21 protein-coding genes are annotated in these 21477 nt (G+C 62.8%); 9 read left to right on the forward strand and 12 right to left on the reverse strand.

Annotation, left to right across the window (positions count from 1 at the left end):
- The first annotated feature begins 43 nt into the window (after positions 1-43).
- Positions 44-433, forward strand: coding sequence for a CopG family ribbon-helix-helix protein (locus HZR14_RS11370; protein ID WP_181692991.1), 390 nt, complete (start codon positions 44-46; stop codon positions 431-433).
- A gap of 19 nt (positions 434-452) precedes the next feature.
- Here HZR14_RS11370 and HZR14_RS11375 read toward each other — a convergent pair whose 3' ends face one another.
- Positions 453-836 carry a DUF7475 family protein gene (locus HZR14_RS11375; RefSeq protein WP_181692992.1) on the reverse strand — a complete coding sequence of 128 codons (384 nt, stop codon included), beginning with the start codon at positions 834-836 and terminating at the stop codon, positions 453-455.
- 150 nt (positions 837-986) lie between these two features.
- Here HZR14_RS11375 and HZR14_RS11380 point away from each other — a divergent pair, with 150 nt between their 5' ends.
- A complete protein-coding gene (locus HZR14_RS11380; RefSeq protein ID WP_181692993.1) occupies positions 987-1271 on the forward strand; it encodes a DUF7545 family protein in 285 nt (94 codons plus the stop codon).
- Positions 1272-1344: 73 nt separating this feature from the next.
- On the opposite strand, the gene HZR14_RS11385 is transcribed toward HZR14_RS11380, so the two are convergent.
- The 3 genes from HZR14_RS11385 to HZR14_RS11395 all read right to left on the reverse strand — a co-directional run bounded on the left by HZR14_RS11385 (position 1345) and on the right by HZR14_RS11395 (position 3500).
- Positions 1345-2004 (reverse strand): 2,5-diamino-6-(ribosylamino)-4(3H)-pyrimidinone 5'-phosphate reductase, encoded by a 660-nt coding sequence (locus HZR14_RS11385; RefSeq protein ID WP_181692994.1) that lies wholly within the window; start codon positions 2002-2004, stop codon positions 1345-1347.
- Between the two features lie 151 nt (positions 2005-2155).
- On the reverse strand, positions 2156-2989 hold the full coding sequence (locus HZR14_RS11390; RefSeq protein WP_181692995.1) for an RNA methyltransferase: 834 nt from the start codon (positions 2987-2989) through the stop codon (positions 2156-2158).
- Positions 2990-3074: 85 nt separating this feature from the next.
- Positions 3075-3500 (reverse strand): DUF8009 family protein, encoded by a 426-nt coding sequence (locus HZR14_RS11395; RefSeq protein ID WP_181692996.1) that lies wholly within the window; start codon positions 3498-3500, stop codon positions 3075-3077.
- 139 nt (positions 3501-3639) lie between these two features.
- On the opposite strand from HZR14_RS11395, the gene HZR14_RS11400 reads away from it, so the two are divergent.
- The gene (locus HZR14_RS11400; protein WP_181692997.1) at positions 3640-3894 is read left to right on the forward strand and encodes an MTH865 family protein; all 255 of its coding nucleotides are present in this window, start codon (positions 3640-3642) and stop codon (positions 3892-3894) included.
- A 150-nt stretch (positions 3895-4044) separates the two neighbouring features.
- Here the strand turns inward: HZR14_RS11400 and HZR14_RS11405 are convergent, their stop codons facing one another.
- A complete protein-coding gene (locus tag HZR14_RS11405; RefSeq protein ID WP_181692998.1) occupies positions 4045-4716 on the reverse strand; it encodes a metal-dependent transcriptional regulator in 672 nt (223 codons plus the stop codon).
- Positions 4717-4850: 134 nt separating this feature from the next.
- Between HZR14_RS11405 and hisD the strand changes: the two genes are divergently transcribed.
- Genes hisD through HZR14_RS11420 form a run of 3 tightly spaced genes read left to right on the forward strand, consistent with a single transcriptional unit; the run spans position 4851 to position 7556 of the window.
- A complete protein-coding gene (hisD, locus tag HZR14_RS11410; protein WP_181692999.1) occupies positions 4851-6119 on the forward strand; it encodes a histidinol dehydrogenase in 1269 nt (422 codons plus the stop codon).
- Positions 6120-6178: 59 nt separating this feature from the next.
- Positions 6179-6553 carry a universal stress protein gene (locus HZR14_RS11415; RefSeq protein WP_181693000.1) on the forward strand — a complete coding sequence of 125 codons (375 nt, stop codon included), beginning with the start codon at positions 6179-6181 and terminating at the stop codon, positions 6551-6553.
- A 52-nt stretch (positions 6554-6605) separates the two neighbouring features.
- A complete protein-coding gene (locus HZR14_RS11420) occupies positions 6606-7556 on the forward strand; it encodes a D-2-hydroxyacid dehydrogenase (protein WP_181693001.1) in 951 nt (316 codons plus the stop codon).
- Between the two features lie 6 nt (positions 7557-7562).
- Here the strand turns inward: HZR14_RS11420 and HZR14_RS11425 are convergent, their stop codons facing one another.
- Complete coding sequence (locus HZR14_RS11425; protein ID WP_181693002.1) at positions 7563-7937, reverse strand: VOC family protein; 375 nt, start codon at positions 7935-7937, stop codon at positions 7563-7565.
- A 223-nt stretch (positions 7938-8160) separates the two neighbouring features.
- Between HZR14_RS11425 and HZR14_RS11430 the strand changes: the two genes are divergently transcribed.
- Positions 8161-9063: a DMT family transporter gene (locus tag HZR14_RS11430; protein WP_181693003.1), complete on the forward strand. Its 903-nt coding sequence runs from the start codon at positions 8161-8163 to the stop codon at positions 9061-9063.
- A 446-nt stretch (positions 9064-9509) separates the two neighbouring features.
- On the opposite strand, the gene tnpA is transcribed toward HZR14_RS11430, so the two are convergent.
- The gene (gene tnpA, locus HZR14_RS11435) at positions 9510-9908 is read right to left on the reverse strand and encodes an IS200/IS605 family transposase (RefSeq protein ID WP_181693004.1); all 399 of its coding nucleotides are present in this window, start codon (positions 9906-9908) and stop codon (positions 9510-9512) included.
- 45 nt (positions 9909-9953) lie between these two features.
- Here tnpA and HZR14_RS11440 point away from each other — a divergent pair, with 45 nt between their 5' ends.
- On the forward strand, positions 9954-11258 hold the full coding sequence (locus tag HZR14_RS11440; protein WP_181693005.1) for an RNA-guided endonuclease TnpB family protein: 1305 nt from the start codon (positions 9954-9956) through the stop codon (positions 11256-11258).
- 163 nt (positions 11259-11421) lie between these two features.
- Positions 11422-12285 (forward strand): transcription initiation factor IIB, encoded by an 864-nt coding sequence (locus HZR14_RS11445; RefSeq protein ID WP_181693006.1) that lies wholly within the window; start codon positions 11422-11424, stop codon positions 12283-12285.
- Here the strand turns inward: HZR14_RS11445 and HZR14_RS11450 are convergent.
- From HZR14_RS11450 to HZR14_RS14455, 5 genes are read right to left on the reverse strand one after another with little or no spacing between them, the layout of a single operon-like run.
- Entirely contained in the window at positions 12274-12873 is a 600-nt protein-coding gene (locus HZR14_RS11450) for a DUF8080 domain-containing protein (protein WP_181693007.1), read from the reverse strand. The two genes, HZR14_RS11445 and HZR14_RS11450, sit on opposite strands and share 12 nt — an antisense overlap.
- Positions 12874-12896: 23 nt before the next feature.
- Positions 12897-13631 (reverse strand): DUF7856 family protein, encoded by a 735-nt coding sequence (locus tag HZR14_RS11455; protein WP_489675671.1) that lies wholly within the window; start codon positions 13629-13631, stop codon positions 12897-12899.
- The gene (locus HZR14_RS11460) at positions 13586-13924 is read right to left on the reverse strand and encodes a DUF7855 family protein (protein WP_181693009.1); all 339 of its coding nucleotides are present in this window, start codon (positions 13922-13924) and stop codon (positions 13586-13588) included. The genes HZR14_RS11455 and HZR14_RS11460 overlap by 46 nt, the downstream gene beginning before the upstream one ends.
- A gap of 40 nt (positions 13925-13964) precedes the next feature.
- Positions 13965-14219 carry a DUF7854 family protein gene (locus HZR14_RS11465; protein ID WP_181693010.1) on the reverse strand — a complete coding sequence of 85 codons (255 nt, stop codon included), beginning with the start codon at positions 14217-14219 and terminating at the stop codon, positions 13965-13967.
- Complete coding sequence (locus HZR14_RS14455; protein ID WP_181693011.1) at positions 14219-21373, reverse strand: LAGLIDADG family homing endonuclease; 7155 nt, start codon at positions 21371-21373, stop codon at positions 14219-14221. The genes HZR14_RS11465 and HZR14_RS14455 overlap by 1 nt, the downstream gene beginning before the upstream one ends.
- Positions 21374-21477 lie beyond the last annotated feature (104 nt).

A 21477-nucleotide genomic window follows, 5' to 3' on the forward strand; every position in this document is an offset into this window, starting at 1 on the left:
GTCATACTCGGGACTCTTGTGTCCGGGCACCGAACACGGCCGTGTGCGAACGAGCTTCAATATCCCCGATACGGTGGTCGACGAGTTCGATCAGGTCTGGCAGGACGAGGGACTCGACAACCGATCCCGGGCCGTCCGTGAAGCGATGCAGGAGTACATCGAATCGCATTCCCGACTCGAAGACCTCTGCGAGGACGTCATCGCACTCGTCGCCTTCGACTACCGCCACCACGAAGTGATCGGAGAACTTCACGCCGTCCAACACGAGTACCAGGACGTGATCCTCAACACGAGTCACACGCACCAGGGAGAATGGTGTCTCGAGTCCCTGTTCTGCCAGGGAACAGGCGAACGGGTCCGGGAACTGACCTACCGACTTCGCGACTTCGACGGGGTAAACCGAGTGAAGATCATGGTGATTCGAGACGACTGAGCGCAGTGAACTCGCCCGCTCAGTCCGCTGTCGTCACCGTGTTCTTGGTCGGCTCGGACCGCGTGTCCACGTAGAGGTACACCAACGTGAGGATCAAGACGACCTGGACCGCCTTGTCGACGTAGTCGACCATCCCGTACTCCGATTTGGCCACGATCCAGAGGGGGAACTGCACGGCCGTATACGGAATCCCGAGCAGGTAGAGCAGCCGCCGCCGATAGTCGAGGAAAAACAGCACAAGCGCACCGGCGTATCCAACGCCTGCCAGCGCGACGGGAATCCGTCCCTCGATGACACCAGCATACACGTGCAAGACGCCGGTGATGACGATTAGTGCAACCGCCAGCCACTGAAGCTGGGTGAGTGATCCGATCCGGCTCGCCGGACTGTTTTGTGCAGTCATCACAATACTACCTTCCATCGGATGGACTATAAGGACTGTTATTATCCAACTCGGAGTGTCATCATACGGTGCCCAACGAGTAGTCGTTCGTTTGAGCCGTGGACACACGACACCGGAAGTGCCTTGAGTCGCCGTCCGAAACCAGGGGGTATGGCAGACGATACAGTCACGCTGCGTATCGAGGGCGACGAGGAGGCCGACGAGGTAACGCTTCCGAGCGAGATGCTCGATCTCATGCGGGAGGACGGGGAGTCCGACCCCGAGATCGTCGGCGACCTCGCGCTCTTTTCGTGCGCCCAGCGCATCCACGCGACGGTCCATCACGCCCAGGGCGGCGACACCGGACGCTACGAGGCCATCGAGGCGCAGACCATGGATCTCTTCGAGGACCGCTTCGGCGCGACCTACGGCGAGTTGACCGGCCACGATCACTGAACCGACTCGTCGTATCGGAGCGCTCAGGCCGTGAGTTGCCCCGCTGCGTTGTGAATACCGCCCGTCGGTCTTTTCATAAAACGTCCCACTCGAGGACGACGCCGGAGTCGAGACGCTCGACGCCCCCGAGCGCCAACTCCGGGAACTCCGAGACGAACCCCTCGCCGTCGGCGAGCGTCGGCGCGTCCCGGCCGCCGACGACGGTGTTGGCTATATAAACGGTCAGCTCGTCGACGAGCCCTGCCTCGAACAGCGAGAAGATCAACTCGCCGCCCCCCTCGACGAGCAGGCGCTCGACCCCCACGGACTCTAAGGCGTCGAACGCCCCGACGAGGTCGACCCGTTCTTCGCCGGCGACCACGACGGTCGCGCCGGCGTCTCCCAGCGCTGCCCGCCGGGGGTCGGGAGCCGACTTGCTCGTGAGCACGTACGTCTCGGGTTCGCCCGCCAGTATCGCGGCGTCCGTAGGCGTCCGACACGTCGAGTCGACGACGACCCGGGTCGGCGGCGACGCGTCCGGTCCGCGGACCGACGTGCGGTGGGCTTCGTCGTGGCGGACGAGCGACGGGTCGTCCGCCAGCGCCGTGCCGACGCCGACGACGATGCCGTCGGCCGCCGCACGGAGCCGATCGACGCGGGCGAAGTCGTCGTCACCGCTTATTTCGAGCTGTTCGCGCCGCCGCGAGGAGAGTTTGCCGTCGGCGCTCGTGGCGGCGTTGACCGAGACGTGCATACCGTCTTTGGGGGAGCCGGCGACAAAACGGTTGCCGGTCGCCGGGGCGGTTCGTATACCACCGGGCGGAACGGCGACTACGCCCGGCGACGGGCCGTTCCAGGCCGACAGCCCCGACGCCCCCGTCGGACGGTACAACCGGCGTCGGCATTCAGCGGGCGTCGATGCCGTCGCTTTCGGCCCCGTCGCTTTCGGCCCCGTCGCTTTCGGCCCCGTCGCTTTCGGCCCCGTCGCTTTCGGCCCCGTCGTCGCCGCCGCGCGGGAGCGCGCCGTTGGCGTGCATCGCCCCGCGGCGGAGGACACCCCGTATCGTCCGCGCTTCCCGACCGGTCGGGTGTGCACGCGAGAGCAGCCGGCGAAACAGCCGTTCCGTCTTCGGGATCTTCTCCTTCGGATGGCCGACGTCGTGGAGGTACTCGGAGAACGTTGTATAGGCCCCCTCGATCTCGTGTTCGGCGGCGCGCTCGTGTGGCTCCGCCGGATGTTGGGTCTCCTCGACGGTCAGCTCGCGGAGTTCATAGAGGACGATCGTCGCCGCCTGCGCGAGGTTCAACACGGGGTACGCCTCGCTCGCGGCGATCGAACAGATCCGGTCCAGGTCGGCGAGTTCGTCGTTCGTCAGCCCGACGCGCTCACGGCCGAAGACGATACACACGTCCGCGTCGAGGCCCCCGAGTTCCTCGGGAAGCTCAGCCGGACGCATAAACGGATACCGGACGTGGTTTCTCGCGTCCTGGTTCGTCGTCGCGGTACAGGCGACCGTGTAGAAGTGGTCTCTGAGGTACTCGAACTCGACGGTCGTAGCGTTCGGGAGGACGTCCTCGCGGGCGTGGCCGGCGAACCCGTAGGCTTCCCCGTCGGGGTCGAGTTCGGGCGGGTCGACGAGATACAGCTCCGAGAGCCCGAAATTCTTCATCGAGCGTGCGATGGTGCCGACGTTGCCGGGGGTCTCGGCCCCGACGACGGCGACGGAGATATCGACCATTGCCGAAGGGTTCGGTTCGGCGTCGGATAAGCGCGTTCGTCGGGCGGGGTCGCCGAATACACCGTCGGCCGGCCGACGAAGCGTCCTATCCGAGCGTGGCGATTCGGACTCGGTGGCTCCCGCCCGGTACGGAAACGACGGCCTCCCCGGAAACCGCCTCACCGACGCGTTCTCGCCACCCCTCGACTGCGGCCTCGTGGGTGATCCGGTGACGTTCGGGCGAGTACGACGTTCCCGGATCGGACCGGAGCTCGTCTTCGGTGTCGTCGGGGGACGGAAACGCCGGGACCGATTCGACGAGCCGCTCCGGCGGGACGTGAAGCGGGGACGGGTCGCCGTATTCGCTTTCGGTCCCGTCGAGGTGCAGACGCGCCCGCATCCGGCCGCTGAACGGCGGCGTCACTCGGAGGACAGCCCCGGCCTCGCGCCGTTCGTTGGCCTCGATCGCGGTCACGACGTCGTCGGTCGTCACCGCGAGTACGCGGATGTCGCTCGGATCGTCGGACTCCACACCGAGACACCGTCCGCCGTCGCAATGAGCGTGTCGACACCGGCCGATGGGGCCGGGGTGAGTCCCCCCATCCCTCCCCGGCGTGGCGACCGGCCGGAGCAAAATACTCAACTGACTGTACCCTGTATCGGCTCTCACGATGGTAGATAAATCCGAGCTCCGACGGCAGTTTATCGAGGCGTTCGAGGGTGCCGACTTTCCGGTTACCAGTCCGATGGACCTCGTTCCCGCCCTGCCGGAAGGCCCGGCCACGAAGTTCGAATCGGGCGAGTTCTCGATGACCGCGATCGAACTCAACGCGAAGGCGGGCGACGACCGTGATTTCCCCTACGACTCCGTCGACAGCCTCGTCGACGACCTCATGGACGGCCTCGAATCCGAAGACGTGATCTGATCCCCCCCGTCGCTCGCTCGGCAGCTTCGAGGCGGCACCTCCGGCCGCACGTCGTGGGGGACCGACGGTCACGCCGACCGTCCGAACGGGCCTGCGGCCCGTGTGGGGCGAGCGGGGCGGTTGCCCCCGAGCGAAGTAGGGTGGGGTAGTTCACGCCTCGGCCTCTGCCGTCGGCGCGGTCTCGATCAGTCGGGCGATGTCGTCCGGGAGGCTCTGTTCACCCTCGGGAGTCCGAACCGTGACCAGCCCGAACGGCGCGATTTCGAGCACTTCGATCTCGACGTCCGGTTCGACGCCGGCGGCGGCGAGATACCGCAGCTCCTCGTCACCCTGGTGGCGGATCCGCTTGACGACGGCGCGGTCACCCTCCGTGGCGTCCGAGAGCCTCGATCGATCGGTATCGTCGGGCAGTTCGAGGTCCGCATCGGGAATCGGATCGCCGTGGGGATCGACCCCCGGATTGTCGAGCATCTCGGCGATCCGGTCGGTCAGCTCCTCGGAAACGTGGTGTTCGAGCCGGTCCGCCTCCTCGTGGACGTCCGCCCAGTCGTAATCGAGGTGTTCGCTCAAAAACGACTCCAGGAGCCGGTGGTGTCTGAGGATCTCGAGGGCGACGACCTCGCCGTCCTCGGTGAGCGTCACGCCGCGGTACTCCTCGCGGTCGAGGAGGCCCTGTTCTTCTAGCTTCTTGATCATACTCGAGACCGTCGGGGAGGTGACATCGAGGTAATCGGCGAGTTCGGAGGTGCCGACGCGCTCGCCGGTATCGTTTTCGATCACGTAGATCGCCTTGATATAGTCCTCCATGACGGCGCTCAGCATCGTCCGCCCGTAGGTGGCGGGGATGAATAGTGTTTGTGTCCCGCTCTGGGCGGACCGGGACGTCCCCGCGTGAGCCCCTGTGGGGCCGGTCCCCGGATGGAAACCGCTTTCAGACCCGCATCCGATGATTCCGTATGAACGTGAGATCCGTCGCCGACCTCTCGCCGGACGAGCGGGCGGCGTTTTTCGAACGCGACGCGGGCGTCGAGGGGGCCCGCGAGGCGGCCGGGGAGATCGTCTCCCGTGTCCGCTCCGAGGGCGACGTCGCCCTCCGGTCGTACGCCAGCGAGTTCGACGACGTCGAGATCGGTAACATCGATATCACCGACGAGGCCGAACGCGCCTACGAGGTCGTCGACGCCGACGTACGCGAGGCGATCGAGGCCGCCGCCGAGAACATCCGGACGTTCCACGAGCGCCAGGTGCCGGAGGACTGGCGGGATTCCTTCGGTGGGCGGGAACTGGGGCGCAGATACCGCCCGCTCTCCAGTGTCGGTGTCTACGCGCCCGGCGGGACCGCAAGCTACCCATCGAGCGTGCTCATGGGCGTCATCCCGGCGACCGTCGCGGGCGTCGACCACGTCGCGGTCGCGACGCCGCCGGCCGAGGACCTCCCGCCGGCGACGCTCGCGGCGGCCCACGTCGCCGGGGCCGACGCGGTCTATCAGGTCGGCGGCGCACAGGCGGTCGCGGCGTTGGCCTACGGGACGGAGACGGTCTCCCCCGTCGCGAAGATCGTCGGCCCGGGCAACAAGTGGGTCACGGCGGCGAAGGCGGACGTCCGAGGTGACGTCGAGATCGACTTCCTCGCGGGCCCCTCGGAGGTGCTCGTCGTCTGCGATGAGACGGCCCCCCCCGGCCTCGTCGCGGCCGATCTGCTCGCCCAGGCCGAACACGACCCGAACGCCTCCGTCGTCTGTGTCACCGACGACGAGGCGACGGCCGAGGCGGTCGCCGACGCCTGCGAGGAGCAGGCCGTCGAACGCGACCGCCGGGAGATCATCGAGGCGGCCCTCGACAACGACGCCTCCGGCGTGCTCCGTGCCCGATCGATGTCCGAAGCCGTCCTCTTCGCCGAGGAGTACGCCGCCGAACACCTCTCGATCGTCACGGAAGACGACGAGGCGGTCCTGGATCGGATCGACTCCGCCGGCAGCGTCTTTCTCGGCGAGACCGCACCGGTCGCCGCCGGTGATTACGCCTCCGGGACGAACCACGTCCTCCCGACGGGCGGGTTGGCGAAGGTCGTCGGCGGGCTCTCCGTGGACCACTTCCTCCGGTCGACGACCGTCCAGAAACTCGACGACGGGGCGCTCTCCGGGCTCCGGGAGACGATCACGACGCTCGCCCGGGCCGAGGGGCTCGAAGCCCACGCCGAGAGCATCGAAAAGCGCTTCGAGTAGCCGCGTTCGGGCGGCGTGACGACCGAAACGTTCGAGCCGTTCGCCCCGGAAGCGTCGGTATGCGGTTTCTGATCGCCACCGACTCCGTACACACGACCGCCGCCGCCTGTGACTACCTCGAGCCGCGTCTCGACGGGGAGGACGTCGTAGACGTCGTGACCGTCCCAAGCGCAGCGGCCCGGGACGCCGACGACGCGTTGAACGTCGCAAACGCCCGGCTGCTCGGGTACGCAGACGTCGGGACGGCCCGACTCGACACCGACGGCGATCCGGCGAGCGCGATCCTCGCGGCTGTCGCCGACCGGTCGCCGGACGTCGTCGTCATCGGCCCACACGCCGGAGTGGCCGGCGCCGGCCCGGCGCTCGGGGGCACGGCCCGCCGGATAATCGAGGGGGCCGACGTCCCCGTCGTCGTCGTCCCGCTGTCGTTTTGATCCGTTCCGCTCGCCGACGGGTTTGAAATACTCCCTCGACGAACCCCGACGTATGGAACTACTCGTCCTGCGCGAGGGCGTCCACGGCCTCCCGACCGAGTCGTACGTCGACGCACTCTCCGAACGACTGCCGGCACATACCGTCCGATACGCGAGGACGCCTACCGAAGAACGGGACGCGATACCCACGGCCGACGTCGCGACGGGGCTCAACGTCCGCCCGTCGCTTTTGGAACACGCCGAAGGGCTTCGGCTCTTCGCGTGTGCGTACGCCGGGACGGGCCACCTCCCGCTGGACGCGCTCGCCGAACACGGCATCGCCGTGACGAACGCCGCCGGCGTCCACGCGCCGAACGCCGCCGAACAGGCGATCGGCTCGATGCTCGCGTTCTCGCGGCGGCTCCACGAGGCCGCCCGGACCGACGAGTGGCAGCCGGTCTCGCCGGGCGAACTCGCCGGGTCGACGGTCACGGTGGTCGGTCTGGGAGCCATCGGGACGGCGATCGCCGAACGCCTCGAGCCCTTCGGCGTCACCACGGTCGGCGTACGCCGCACCCCCGAATCGGGCGGGGCGACGGACGAGGTGATCGGTCCCGAACGGCTCCACGACGCCCTGGCGCGCAGCGAGTTCGTCGTGTTGTGCTGTCCGCTCACCGACTCGACGCGAGGGCTCATCGACGAGGAGGCGCTCGCGACGCTTCCACCGGAGGCCGTCATCGTCAACGTCGCCCGTGGCGAGGTAGTCGAGACGGACGTCCTCGTCGAGTATCTCCGTCGGGGATGGATCGGCGGGGCCGTCCTCGACGTGACCGATCCGGAACCCCTCCCGGACGATCACCCGTTGTGGGGCCTCGACGACGTCCTCCTCACGCCGCACTCCGCGGGCGCGACGCCGAAATATTACGATCGGCTCGCCGACGTGGTCGCCGACAACGTCGATCGCCTCGAGTCCGGGGCGTCCCTCCGCAACCGGGTTCACATCCCGAACGAAGACGTCTCGTAGCGGCGATCACTCCTCGAGCGGCTCGATCAGTTCGACAGCGTGGCCGTCGGGATCGAGCACGAAGGCGGTTCGGGCACCCGCCTCGGGCTGGTCTGCGGGCTCCTTCCGGACGCCGTGGTGGTCGATCGCCTCGAAGGCCGCGTCGACGTCATCGACTTTTAACGCGATGTGGTCCCAGCGGTCGCCGTCCTCGGCCGGCGTCTCCCCGTCGGTGTCCGAAAGCTGGAGTTCGACGCCGTTTTCGTCGGCGACGTAGCGGTTGACCGTCTCGCCGTCCTCGGTTTCGAAGCCCCACGACTCCTCGAAGTCGAGGTTCTCGACGTACCACTCGACGGATCGTTCGACGTCCGAGACGTTCAGACAGGTGTGCAAAATCACCATATCGGGACGCCGTCCGGGGCGATGATAACGGCAGCGGTTCGGCTTCGTCCGGCGTGTCGGCATCGAGCGCCTCGGGCCGGGACTGGCTGTCCGCCGTGAGCCGCCTTCGATCCGGACCGGCCCGCTCGCCGAGCCGTACCCGGACGGTTTTTGCCCGAGCGTGTGGAACTACCGGTGTGTCTTTCACCGTGCAGCGACCGTCGTCTCTCGTTCGGGGACGCTCATGAGTCGGCTCCGAAACGTCGGCCTGTTCGTCGCCCTCTCGGCGCTTTGGGGCTTTTCGTTTCCCGCCATCAGCGCCGGGCTCGAGTCGATCCCGCCGCTTCTGTTCGCGGCGTTTCGTTTCAGTATCGGCGGGGCGATACTGCTCGCGTACCTGGTCGCAAGCGGGGTCGAGTGGCGACCGAGGACCCGCGTCGATCTGCTCTCGATCGCGGTTTCGGGAGGGCTCCTCATCGCCGGCGGGAGTCTGCTTTTCGTCGGCCAACGGACCGTGCCGAGCGGCATCGCATCGATCCTCTATGGGCTCGTTCCGATCCTGACGACCGGATTCGCTGCCCTCTTTCTCCCCGGCGAGTCGATCACGCCTCGCCGGCTGCTCGGCGTCGGTACCGGCCTGGTCGGCGTCGGCGTCATCGCGCGGCCGGACCCCTCGAACCTCCTTGCAGCCGAACTCGTCGGGATCGGGTTCGTCCTCCTCGCCGCGATGAGCGTCGCGCTCGGGAGCGTCCTTCTCAGGCGACGGTCACCGACGCTCGGGATCGGCGCGATGACCGCGTGGGCGATGCTTGCCGGGAGTGGTCTCCTCTACGTGGGCAGCCGCCTCACCGGCGAGCGCCTCGCCGACGTAACGCCGACGCTCGTCGGTGCCGTCTCGGTCGTCTATCTCGCCGTGTTCGCAAGCGCCATCGCCTACGGGATTTACTTTTCGCTCCTCGAGGAGTTCGGCCCGCTCGAAACAAATCTCGTCTCCTATGCCGTGCCGGTCTTCGCGACGGTCGGCGGGATCGCGTTGCTCGGCGAGGAGCTCTCGGTCGGGATGATCGCCGGGTTCGCGCTCATCGCCGGCGGCTTCGTTCTGTTGAAATCCGGAGTGATCGCGGCCGAACTCGGGTATCGGCCGTGAACCGGGGAGCGTAGGATTCGGCAAAACTGGGTGCTGTAGATCACCGTCGAGTGCGCCCGACAGCTCGACAACGGGATACGGCGCGGGTACTCCCCTTGCCGTTTGTGAACGGAGCGCCACAGCGCGGATGCCGCTTGCGACATCTCGGGAGTCGGACCCCTCCGTCGGCGTTCATGAGACCGGAAGCCCCATGCGGCCCGCCGGGACCGAAGGCTCTGGAGGCGACGACTGATACGGATCGACGTCCCGATGCAGCGGTCGCCACCGCCACGGGCAAGCGGTGACCGCGCTCGGACGACGACGGTCCGTATGACGGATATTCCTCCAGCAGGGACCCCTTGCCGTTCACCGCGTGGAGGACGTCACGACCCGCTGCGGAGTGTGAACAACCTACGAGGGCGAGTTCCCCGACCCACTGGGGTCGGAGGTGAAGCCCGACACCCGGCCTAGTGTTCAGTCTCCTCGATATACCGTTCAACCACTTCCTCCGATACTGCCCCTGTCGTCCCCACGTAGTACCCGACTTTCCAGAATCCTCCGCCCCAGAAATACGACTCCCGAATCTCGGGGTACTGTTCCAGCAAGTGCTTACCAGAGTACGACTTGAATTGCCGAGCGATGTTCGCTGGACTGTGTTTCGGGTCTGTTTGCACGAACAGGTGTACGTGGTCGTCTGCAATCTCCAACGCCAGAATCTCGTGCCCGAAGTGGTCAGCAGTCTCACTAAACAACTCCCACACATCTTCTTCAACCACGTTGAGAACCGGGTGGCGGTACTTGGGGCACCAGACGAAGTGATACTTGCAGGAACTAACCGAATGTGCATGACTGCGGTACTCTTCCATCCCCTAATCTCTACATTTATGACAGTCTGGAACGATTGTCAAAGTATGGGTGAAGAAGCCACGAAAACCATTCAGACGTGCCTTCACATAGCGTCTGGTGAGCGGTCGTGGCTTCACGACGCCCGCCTCGCCTCACGCGAGATATTCAACCAAACCATCCGCCTCAAACAGCAAGGGTACACTCGCACCAAGATACAGAACGAGGTTGACCGCGACGACTTCTTACGGAACAACAAGTGCGCGGTCGTCGGCAAAGCCCTCCAAACGTGGGACTCTTACCAGTCACTCAAAGAGTGGTGGGAGAATCAAGACGACCCTGATGGCGGCAAGCCGACGCCACCGAGTACGGACAAATCTGGTGCGTATCCGCTCGTGATGGCGCACACGGAAGGCTACCGCCTCACCGTAGACGATGACACGAACCGCGTCCGGTTCCGAATCAGCCCGAAACCCTACAAGAAGGTGAAAGGACACCTGCGCGGCGAACCGGACGCGATGGACGAACTCCGAGACGCCCTCACGTCGGATGAGGTGAATGTTGGGCAGGCCGAACTCCTGTACCGCGATGGCGTGTACTACCTACACGTCACGGTCACACGCGAGTTCGATGTACCCAAACCCGATACTGCCGATACGGTAGTCGGTGTGGACATCAACGAGCGCAACATCGCTCTCACCGCTCTCGACCGTGAGACGATGCGGACGAAGGGCACGCTCGTCCTTGACTATGGACGGGTAAAGCAGGAACGCCAACGCTACCACACCATCACCACACGCTGTCAGGAACACGGCAAGACGAGTATCCACCAGAAAATCGGTGACAAGGAAGAGCGATTCACCGAGTGGGTGTTGCATCGGCTCTCCCGTGCTGTCGTGGAGTTCGCAGAACAGTTCCCGAACCCGGTTATCGTGTTCGAGGATATGAGCGGCATCCGCGACGAAATCAAGTACGGGACGTACATGAACCGTCGGTTGCACAAACTGCCGTTCCACAAGTTCGAGAAGTTCGTCTCGTACAAGGCGACGTGGCGAGAGATTCCCACGGATACAGTGGATGCGTACTACAATTCGCAGACGTGTTCGTGCTGTGGTGAGCGTGGGTATCGGCAGGGACGGCGGTTCCGGTGTACGAACGACGAGTGTGACGTGGTGCAAGACCACGCCGACCGGAATGCGTCGGTGAACATCGCGTGGCGCGAAAAGGCGAAACTCGACGGCAACGAATCGAATTACCGGACTCACAAAACCCAACCACAGGTTCGGTTGGTGCGTCTGTCCGGGTCGGGGCGCGTAAGCCGCCCAACCTCATCCCGCTCGCTTGCCGAGCAGGGAGTGCTAGCGCACGGCTGAGGGAACCAACAAAAGCCTCGGGCCACCGCGCCCGAGGCTGTTTACGAGCCGATACATCCGAAAGACCATGCCGGTTACCGATAGGCTTTCGCCTCCGTGTTCGGGTCGGATCGTCGTTTGGCGCTCCTTTTTTAAATCCCATCGAGACGAAGGTTCGCATGTGATGAGCACGACGACACGACAGGCGTGCCCCGAATGTGACGGACGGCTCCGGAGCATGGGGGCCGAGACGGTCTGTGATGAGTGTGGGCTCGTTGTCTCCGAGGACGAACTGGACCGTGGCCCCGAGTGGCGCTCCTTTGCGGACGACGAGACGAACCCCGAGCGCTGCGGCGCGCCGTTGACGCGCTCGCGGCACGACCGCGGGCTCTCGACCGAGATCGGCCGCTCGACCCGTCTGAAAGGTCGAAAACGCCGACAGATCGCCCGCATGCGCAGACAGCACAACCGGGCACGGATCTCCTCGAAACGCGAGCGGAATCAGGTGTATGGGTTCACGGAGATCAGACGCCTCACCGGACAGCTGGAGTTGCCCGAACACGTCCGTGATCGGTCCTGTGTCCTCTTCGAGTCGGCACAGGATTCGGATCTACTCCAGGGACGTTGTATCGAGGGGTTCGCCGCCGCAGCCGTGTATGCGGTCTGCCGAACGGCGTCCGTCTCACGGACGCTCGGGGAGATCGTCGCCGTCGCGAGTGCTGACGAGGACGAACTCAAAGTCGCCTACGGGGCGTTGAACCGGGAGCTCGACCTCCGGACTGGGCCGATCGATCCCAGCGAATATCTCGCCCGCTTCGCCTCGAACCTCGATCTCCCGACGGACGTAGAGCGGACCGCTCGACGTCTGGCGAGGGAGGCACACGAATCCGGCCACGCCGCGGGGCGAAACCCGAGCGGCGTCGCCGCGGCTTGTCTGTATACGGCTGCCAGGGACGTCGGACACGAACTCACACAGCGAGAAGCAAGCGACGTCGCCGGCGTTTCAACGGTGACGGTACGGAACACATATAAACATCTACAGCGGTGAACTCCCGCTCGGGGGTCCGGTGTCGGCGTCCGAATCCCACCCGCTCGTCCCGGAGGCGATACGGGCGAACGTCGAAGCCGGGATCTCGACGGCTTCGAGCCGCTCTCGGACGTCATCCGGAACGACCGAAAGCCGGGCCGCGAGCCGACGGTCCCGTGCGATCTCGGCGGCGAGGCGTTCGACGGCGGACAGCCCACCGACGGATGCGATAGCCTCGGTCGCGGTCGGCAGGTCGTCGGCGTTTCCGAGCCGTTCGGCGGTTTCGAGCCGTCCTTCGACCCGATCGACCCACGCCGCTATCCCGGCGGGGAGCCCATCGGGGATCGGCTTCGACCGAACGAGTTCGACCGGGTCACCGTCCGGCCGCGCGGACGTGGCAAACCCGATCGCCGTCCGGCCAGCACCGATCTCCGTTATCAATCCGTCCCTCCCCCACCCCTTCTCGACCGTCCCGTTCGTCCGCGGCGGCCAGACCGGGCCGTCAAAACGTAGCCCGAGCCGGACACGATGGGGTCGGTCCGCCCACAGGACTACCTCGACGAAGGTCGCTCGATCACCCTCGACCGTCGTGGCTGTCAGTGTCGGCATACCCGGTCTGGCCGCCCACTCAGTTATAAATCCGCGGGCGAGCCACGAATCGGGATACGATAGGCCGGTGCGCCGAGCCACCGCTCGGCGGTGTCCCGATCCGGAAACCGACCGCAGGCTAGCACGATCGGCCGCTCGGTTCGACCAGCCCTGACGAGCGCGAGCGCGGCCGAAACGGCATCGGTATCGTCGTAGCCGCCGACGGTATTTCCCGGCAGCTCCGAAACCGCGGCATCGACCCGTGGAAGGATCGCCTCACGCAACTCCCGGCGGGCCGTCCGTTCCGCGTTACCGAGTCGGTCTTCGATTCGGAGCCGTCGATTGCGGGCATCGCGAGCGGTTCGTGCCCGCCGTCGGACGGCGGCAAGTCCCTCCCTCGCGGCGGCGTGTTCGGTTTCGGCCTCCGAGAGCGTTCGTATTGCCGAGCGATACTCGGCAGCGATAGCGTCGTCCGCCGCCGCCTGCATCCACCCGCGGAGGGTCGCTACGCGCTCTCGCTTGGCTTCGAGTTCCGAGGCAGTCTCTGCGACCCGTCGGCGTGCCTCGATACGCGACGGGACCGTTTCCGGAAGCGTCTCGAGTTCGGTCCGTAGCGTCCGCAGTTCCGCGTCGACGCTCGTCTCGATTCCGACGGAACGGGCCGCCGCGACGAGGGCGTCCTGGCGGGAAAGAGACATTCCGGGTATGACGACCCGAACGTGTTCGTAGAGACTCACAGCTTCCGGCGTTTCAACGCTGTTGGCTCCGGATGTGGGGATCCGACGGCGAACTTCGCATACGACGTCGCGGCATTTGCTCGGTTTTCGTAGGCTTTGGCGGCTTCTCGAACCGTATCGGGCACGTCGCGGAACTCGTTGAAGGGTTCGGTCCGTTCGAGTTGTACGTCCTCGGGATGCTTCTCTCGCAGCCGGAGTGCGAGAAACGCACCGTGTTCGGTCTCCTCCAACAACGCCGCCCGTCCGAGTCGACGGACCACGCTTGTATCGTGTGTACGACAGACGTTCCGGAGTGACGTCCGTGCGGCCTTTGAGTACGTTACGACGAGCAACACGGCTCATTTTTCCGCCCGTTCGGATCTTAAACCTGAGCCCTCATTCGATCGGTCGAACCGTCGGCGCGTCGGCACCTGTCAGCTCGCGAACCCGCTCGCGGGCCTCCCGTTCGGAGGTAGCGACGACGACCGTCCCGTCGTCCGCACGGTATGCCGAGAGTCCGTCGTCGAACTCCGTTGCGAAGGTCCGAACGGCAGCACGGACCCGTCGCTCGCACGTCTCGAGGTCGGTCTTCCCCGACTCGAACGCCGACAGCGACGCCTCGATCCGACGGAGGGTTGCGATTCGATCCATCACACCGTCCTGAGATGATCCGTCGTCGGCTCATAGACGTCGCCTTGCCGGCGGAGCTTCTCGATCTCGTGTTCGGCCTGCGAGCGCTCCATCCCCACCTCCTCGGCCCGATCCAGGATCGTCTCGATCGGCGCGCCCTCGTCGTACTCCGCCTCGATCTCGCTGATGAGCGATTTGACGTTTTTGATGCGGTCCCGCTGGGTCTTGCTTTGGCCCGTCTCGACGACGTCGGCATCGAATTCGCCGGTTTCGGGATCGACGCCGATGTCCTTGAGACACGATCGAACGATCTCTATGACCCGCTCGGCATCCTCGCGTTCGACGGTATCCGACAGCCGCATCCGCGCGGAGGCCTCCGCGAGCCGTACCAGCGCCTCCAGCTTCCGGGCCGTCACCGGGACCGGAGCGTCCTCGTCTTGGCCCTTCGAGCGGAGGTCGACGTAGAAATCCCGGATCTCGACTTTCGCCTCCTCGGTCATCATCGGATAGCAGTTTCGCTTGGCGTGGGCGACATACTTCCGGAGCAGCTCGGCGTCGATTTCGGGTTCGACGTTCTCGGTGACGCTTTCGACTTCCTCCGCGGAGACGTCCGATGTCGTCGTGTTCTCGCGGTGGGTGTGGAGTTCGCCCGCGTAGTTCGTGTTGATGATGTGTTCGGCGAGGTTTGCGTCCTCCTCGGCGTCCGGCTGGTCGGTGACCGTGAAGATGAGATCGAACCGTGAGATGAGCGCCGGTTCGAGGTCGATCTGCTCGCCGATCGGTTCGTACTGGTCGAAGCGGCCGTATTTCGGGTTCGCAGCGCCAAGGAGCGAACACCGGGATTTGAGGGTGGCGTTGATTCCGGCTTTGGAAATGGAGATCGAGTTGTGGAGCACGACCCCTTGGCTCACGAACGTGTTCGTCGGCTCGACGGTCACGTCGTAGACCCACTCACAAGCGTTCTCACCGTCGTTGGGAACGGTCTCAACATCGCGAACGCGGTAGTATCGGAGATCACAGCGCTCTTCGAGCGCTGTTGCACGATCAGCAAACTCCTCAAGCGCAGTGTACACAGCATCCATCGCGCGGTCAGCCAGATCCGACCGTCGATTGCCGTCGTATCCGCCGTTTTCGGCGTAGTGTATGGCGCTCGTCGTTTCGTCACCGAGTTGATCAGCCAGTTGGCGACCGGACCAGCCGGAGATCTTCCGAATATCGGCGAGCGTCTCGGCCTGTTGCAGTTCCCGTTCGATCTCATCAGCGCGCTCCCGAAGCCCCTCAATTTCTTCCCACACTGATTCGATTTGCACGCCGTATCCCGCATCGAGATGTGGCCTAAATTCCCCCGTAAGAGAAACACCGAGCAATCGATTGAGGTCGCGGATTTCCCGGGCAGCGCTCGTCGGGAGCACGTCGTGATGGCGACGCGTTTCGTTGCTCCGCTCGGCAAACGCCTGGGCCGCATCGTAGCGCCCGTCGGCCGGATCCACGACAGCCTCAACGAACCGCTCTGTCGAGTCGCCCATCACGTATACTTTCCAGGAATCCTCCGTTTTGTCGTGGTGAATCCGGGAGCCGACACCGATCTTCGAGAGGGCATCGGCGTAATCCCGGGCGAGGCCGTCGGAGGCCGTCGAAAACGACATGGCCTCGCTTTCGACGCCACCATCGCCCGCGAACGCCCCGACGAGGAACCGCCGGATCGCCTCCTCGGACGCTCCGAGCACCCGGTCCGGGATGCGTTTGCTCCGGGCCGTGTACATGAATCCGGGGAAGTTCCGACCGAACCAGCGGTACAGTTTCGTCGACACCCACCGTTTCGTTACCGTTCCGGCTTCGTTCGTCGTATCGGTGCTTTCTATTCCGAACACCGACGCCATGAGTCGGTCCATCCGCTCCAGCAACCGTTCGTCCTGGTTGGAGAATCCGATCTCGTGAGCGGAACCGGCGTAGGAGTGACCCTCGGCGATCAAAAACCCGAGCACCTCCGCGAGATCATCGGACAGTTCCTCCGGCAGCGTCACGTCCTTTTCTTTGCCGCGCTGGGGTTCCCCATCGAGTTCGACTGCGGCGCTCGAATTGGGCAGCTTTCGCGGCGCGGGGACGAACGCTCCCCTCTCGATAGCGCTGGCTTCGACAGTACCGATCTCGCCACCGTCATCGACGAAGATCGGATGCTCGGGCGTGACTGTCACCTCCCGACCGTTAGAAAATGTCACCCGAACGAACTCTTCGGGTGCCTTGTGTCTGCTCACGCGATCGACAGGGAGTTTCGTTGTCTCGTTCGTCTCGAAATTAGTCGAGTGAATCCGAGCGTCATCGATCGGAAGGATTTCACAATCGACGCCCTCGGTTACCTGCTCCGGATGTTCCTGCATACGGGTGTCGACGAACTCGCCGATGTCGACGCGACGACCGTCCGCCAGCAGGAGTTCGGTGTCCGGGTGATAGGACTGCTGCTCGAGCGCTTCGTGCATCGCCGAGCGGTCCTCAGAATTATGAACGACCATCCCGTTGGCGACGAAGTTGTGCGTGCCCTCGACGGTCAGATCGTAGACGTTTGTCTCTCGTCTGGAATCGATCTCATTTAATAGCTCTCGGATCTCGGACTGTTTATCCGAGATTTGAGAGTTCGCGGCAGTTCTAACTTCATCGAACCGATCAGTCTCAACAACGCCAGTTGACCATCGTGAGAGAGTCGAACCGGAGACACTGAGGTCCGAGCTAAGTTTACGAAGGGAAATATCGTATCGACTGAGTTCATTCCGGAGCGCTTCCCAGGAGTCTATTTTGCATGTTCGGTTAAGCAGATTCCGCGCACGGTGTTCAACTGCAGATAACGGACAATCAACTAAATCTGCCAACTCCTGCTTGAGGATAGGAATTCGATCATTCCCGTGTTCAGACGAAACCGTATCGATAGAATCGACTCTTCTCCATTTTACATCCCCGTTAACGATCTCAGTAAGTGGTGAGAGCTCTGTTTCAGCAACATCTTTGAGAATCGTTCGGAGGCGATTCAAAACAGTGGAATGAACTGCGTCGTTACTTCCCCATCCACGAGAGATTTGTTGTTGGCTGAAATCAGTTCCCTTCGCGAGCTCCGTCTGTGAAACGTGGTAGCGCTCTTTTAATTCTTGGAGGTGATTCCAGCCACTGTTCTCGGGTAGGTTCGATCTATCGATGTTTGCCGTTTCGATTCGATCTTCGAACGCTCGAAGAACTAGATGAGCGCGATGGAACGAGCAGTTCGCGTCACCGTTCTCGAAGCTACAGTACGTAGCATCTTTGAGACCGCATTCGGACTGATAAAGACGAAGAGACGTTCGGATACTCTTGAGTAAATCACCACATTCAGGAAGTATATCTATGATTGTGCGGTCACCATCAACTGAAGCACAGACCTCATCAAGCGCCTCTTGTTTTCGGTCTAAGGTGAATCCGATCTGTCTACGATACGATTGAAGTGATGCTGCGGAGGTTATAGTAAGGATATACAGGTCTCGTTCTTTCTGCCGTTGCTTAGTTCGAATCTGACACGAAATACCGAATTCTAACAGGAGGCTCTTAATCCCTGCGAGGAGTTCCTCGCTTGCGGAGTACATTCGTACATTCCCTGTACTCGTATCGACGTTTCCTTCGCTATCAGCGAACGCACGAATAAATGCCGCTTTCGTTTGTCGGGATCCAGTCGAAACATGCGAGGGGAACGATTTGTTATCGTATGTTTCCAGATTCATCCCAGCATCAAGCACGCTATCGGCGTACTCACGACCATGGAGTCGAACAGTCTCGACACCATCATCCCGCTGCTCACTCGGATGACGAACGGGCTCCTTACCAAAGGCAGTTCTACAGGCACGCTCGAAGTCTTCGAGAAGCTCCTCTTCTTTATTCGTAAAGCGAATTCCGTAGCTACCCTCGTTTCGGTTATAATAGACGTTACCATCACCCGAAAGATAACCAAGGACTGCACTGAAAGCTGGCCCAGTAGTGCTATCTGAGGACGACAAAGAACCTGTAACTATATCTGTACCACCGTCAGCCGCTGTTCCCGAGAGACGCTTGGGGACGAATGTCCAATCGCCTGGCTTAAGATCAGAAGCCGACCGTGTGTAACGTTTTCCGCCCTCAAACACGAAAAACGGGTGATCATGGGTCGCGGTAACTGATTCACCGGATTCGAGCGTAACTTCCATGAGTTCATCCGGGGCTTCGTATTCGTGGATAGCAGTCACAGGCCGTTTGACGAGTCGGCCGTCATCGGTCATCGTCCATGCCGTCAGATCGATATCGCGAATCGTGCGGCCATTCGGGAGCGTTTCTATGGATCCGGTATCTTCTACGTTTCGGGCAAGCTCATCGATTCTAGAGACACGCCCATCAGCCAGATGAACGAGCGTATCTCCAGTAACACACCGCATCTTATCTAGCTCGTCGACGGCCGCGATCCCCTGGTCGGCGAGCACGAGCGCGCCGGCCTCGAGCGTCCACTGTTGGCCGTCGCCGAAGTCGTCTCTGACAGCCGCAGCGGTAAGTCCGGCGCTTGACGATCCTTTACCGGATGTATACACCGACCGTGGAGCAAGGTTGCGAATATACTGGAGCAGCTGGGAGTTGTGCGAGACGACGTTGTTGGAGATGTACGTGTGTGTCCCATCGACCTCGAGGTCGTAGACCCACTCGTAGTCCGGGTCGACGGCCTCGATCGAGTCGATCCGGTCCCACCCGATGTCGCTTTCGGCGAGCGCTCTGAGTCGGTCGATGTCGTCCGCGACCGAGAGCGCCGCGTCGAGTCGGTCCAAGACGACCCCGCTTGCGTCCATCACGCGGCCGCCGTCGGGGGCGACCTCGTTCCGCTCGTAGTAGCTGATAGCCGTCTGGGAGACGTCCATGCCGTCGGCCAACGCTGCCTGCGAGATGCCGAGTTCGTCGCGGGCGGTGACGATCACGTCCCACCCGCCGTCGGTGACTCGTTCGCGGAGCGCCGACAGCCGCTCCGTGCGCGCCTCAAACGCATCGAGGATGGTGTGCAGGGTGGATCGGCTCGGGTTTCGGTCCCCGCGTTCGTAGTGTTGATACGTCGTTCGGGGGACGCCGCAGTCGAACTGCGAGAGGGCGAGGGCTTCGCGGACGTCCCGGAGCGTTCCCCCCACGTTTGGAACGACGTCCGTGTTCGTGTTCGCCTCGACGTCGTCGAACTCGGCGGCCGAGACGGCCTTCCGTTCCGTGACGAACCCGATCCGGTCGACGTAACGCTCGAAATCGGCCCCGCTGATTCTGAGCCGGTAGCTGTCGTTATGACGGGGATGGAGTTGGCTCTGGATCCCGAACGAGAGAAGCAGGCTCCGCACGTCTTCGAGCAGCTCCTCGCTCATCGACGCGACGACTATCTCCCGTTCCTTCGGGGACACCGTACATTCCCCGTCGACGTATGTTTTCAAAAACCCACGCTTGATATCAGTTGAAGCAGTAAAAATAATATCCGGTACTTTTTGATCGGCAGATTTCTCTAGGACCGCTGGTTTGATTGATTGTAAAAACGCAGTAAACTCCGACGAAGAACAAATAATACGCGTAGCCCGGTTGCTTGAGCTCGGTCGGACCTGGTATCTAAGGCCGAATGATCTTAGACAAAATATGACATCTTCGATGATTTCTTTGTCGGCGTTAGTCACCGTTAGTGTAGTTTCTGTTATGCTTCCTTCGGCAACAATGTATCCAAGGAGCCGGGCGAGCTCCGGTTCAATTTGTTCGGGGGCTTCGAATTCGTTTGCTCGTGTTTGATCTACCCTCGAATACGTAACATCTATGTCGTTGTTAGGCTCTGGAGACAGCTTCTTGGGTACTGCAATAAAATCGCATTCAGTTAGGTCATTTGCCGTCGTTGCATGTAGTCCCCCCGAGTTTGTAAACAATGGATGTGTCGGAGTCACTTCAATTTCCTTTCCTTGCTCCGTCCGTATCTTATACATCCGATCCGGCGCTTCACGCTTCCAAACCTTCGTCGCTTGTCGGGACTCAATAGTTCCATCAGGGTTCGTCGACAGAACGTTGAAGTCCGCCTCATCGTATACACCATCGTCGACTGATTTGGGATTAGTAAGAGTCGTTTCAACGAGATCTCGTATCGGGACTTCTTTGCCAGTAGATAGCGTAACACGCGTATCTCCGCCGCAGCACTTGCCTGTACCCGGATCTCCAATTAGAAGCATGTGCAGATCACCACGCGTCCGGGAGCCGTCGGGCAGATGCTTCGTCACCCCCGAAAACAGCTGCATGATGATGGCGAGTTTCTCCTCGTCGTAGCCGTAGATCGAGGGGGCCATCGAGGCGATCATCTTCTCGTAGATGTCGGACTCGTTGGAGAGTTCGATGATGCGTTTTTTGTCCTCGTCGGTGATGTCCATGTCCTCGAACTGCTCGTCCTCGATTTCGACGGACATCCCGTCCATGTACACGTCGAAAATGGGCGATTTCTCCTGATTCGAGCCCTGCTGGTCGAGATGGAGGACGCCGGTCACCCGGACGTGATCGCCGGCAGTGACCTCACCCGTGATGTCGTCGTCGATGTGAACGTCGATGCTCTGGGGGGTTTCGCCGCCCCGGAGCCCCTCGGGGGATTCTTGGACCCGGAGTTTCTGTGCGTCGACGAACTCCGATTGGTCGAAGTTGATATCGAAGGGGCCCTGTCGCTCACAGCCCTGACACTCGTGGGGTTCGTAGAACTCCCCGGCCGTCTGTGGAATCCTCGTCAGCGTACCGCAGCGTTGACACTCGAAGGCGGCCTCGACGACTTTCGGCCGGACGTCGGTCGCCTTTCGGACGATGCCCGTCACCTCGACGAGCTGGCCGCGGTGGCGCGCGCGGATGTCGCGGATACCGGTCGTCCGCTGGAGGTTCTTGACGCGGACGTGTGCCTGTCCCAGCTTTACGTCCACCGGGAGATCGTACAGCCTGAGCGCCTCCTCGGCGTAATCGCGCATCTGATCCGGTTGGGCGACGAAGTCGTCGGCGAGGTCCGGATCGAACCGGTATATATCGTCCCAGTCGACGTACAGCGAGCGCTTCTCGTTGGGGTATTTTTGTGCGAGTTGACCGATCTCGTTCCGGTAGTAGTCGCGGTAGAACCCCTCGAACTTGTCGATGACTTCCGTGTCCTCCGCGCGAGCCATTTGGGTATCACGTCTTGGCGCGCCACCGAATAAGAACCTTGCCTCCGGGTCGTTCCGGTTCGTCCGGCCCCCGCGACGCCTTCGGACTGCCCGAGACCGAGTTT

Source organism: Natronomonas salinimetallica (assembly GCF_013839515.1).
Classification (GTDB): Archaea; Halobacteriota; Halobacteria; order Halobacteriales; family Haloarculaceae; genus Natronomonas.

What these genes read in the sequence shown, in the direction of transcription:
- HZR14_RS11375 (WP_181692992.1), bottom strand. Translation starts at nt 836, where the DNA reads ATGACTGCACAAAACAGTCCGGCGAGCCGGATCGGATCACTCACCCAG.
- HZR14_RS11380 (WP_181692993.1), top strand. Translation starts at nt 987, where the DNA reads ATGGCAGACGATACAGTCACGCTGCGTATCGAGGGCGACGAGGAGGCC.
- HZR14_RS11385 (WP_181692994.1), bottom strand. Translation starts at nt 2,004, where the DNA reads ATGCACGTCTCGGTCAACGCCGCCACGAGCGCCGACGGCAAACTCTCC.
- HZR14_RS11390 (WP_181692995.1), bottom strand. Translation starts at nt 2,989, where the DNA reads ATGGTCGATATCTCCGTCGCCGTCGTCGGGGCCGAGACCCCCGGCAAC.
- HZR14_RS11400 (WP_181692997.1), top strand. Translation starts at nt 3,640, where the DNA reads ATGGTAGATAAATCCGAGCTCCGACGGCAGTTTATCGAGGCGTTCGAG.
- HZR14_RS11405 (WP_181692998.1), bottom strand. Translation starts at nt 4,716, where the DNA reads ATGCTGAGCGCCGTCATGGAGGACTATATCAAGGCGATCTACGTGATC.
- hisD (WP_181692999.1), top strand. Translation starts at nt 4,851, where the DNA reads ATGAACGTGAGATCCGTCGCCGACCTCTCGCCGGACGAGCGGGCGGCG.
- HZR14_RS11415 (WP_181693000.1), top strand. Translation starts at nt 6,179, where the DNA reads ATGCGGTTTCTGATCGCCACCGACTCCGTACACACGACCGCCGCCGCC.
- HZR14_RS11420 (WP_181693001.1), top strand. Translation starts at nt 6,606, where the DNA reads ATGGAACTACTCGTCCTGCGCGAGGGCGTCCACGGCCTCCCGACCGAG.
- HZR14_RS11425 (WP_181693002.1), bottom strand. Translation starts at nt 7,937, where the DNA reads ATGGTGATTTTGCACACCTGTCTGAACGTCTCGGACGTCGAACGATCC.
- HZR14_RS11430 (WP_181693003.1), top strand. Translation starts at nt 8,161, where the DNA reads ATGAGTCGGCTCCGAAACGTCGGCCTGTTCGTCGCCCTCTCGGCGCTT.
- tnpA (WP_181693004.1), bottom strand. Translation starts at nt 9,908, where the DNA reads ATGGAAGAGTACCGCAGTCATGCACATTCGGTTAGTTCCTGCAAGTAT.
- HZR14_RS11440 (WP_181693005.1), top strand. Translation starts at nt 9,954, where the DNA reads ATGGGTGAAGAAGCCACGAAAACCATTCAGACGTGCCTTCACATAGCG.
- HZR14_RS11445 (WP_181693006.1), top strand. Translation starts at nt 11,422, where the DNA reads ATGAGCACGACGACACGACAGGCGTGCCCCGAATGTGACGGACGGCTC.
- HZR14_RS11450 (WP_181693007.1), bottom strand. Translation starts at nt 12,873, where the DNA reads ATGCCGACACTGACAGCCACGACGGTCGAGGGTGATCGAGCGACCTTC.
- HZR14_RS11465 (WP_181693010.1), bottom strand. Translation starts at nt 14,219, where the DNA reads ATGGATCGAATCGCAACCCTCCGTCGGATCGAGGCGTCGCTGTCGGCG.
- HZR14_RS14455 (WP_181693011.1), bottom strand. Translation starts at nt 21,373, where the DNA reads ATGGCTCGCGCGGAGGACACGGAAGTCATCGACAAGTTCGAGGGGTTC.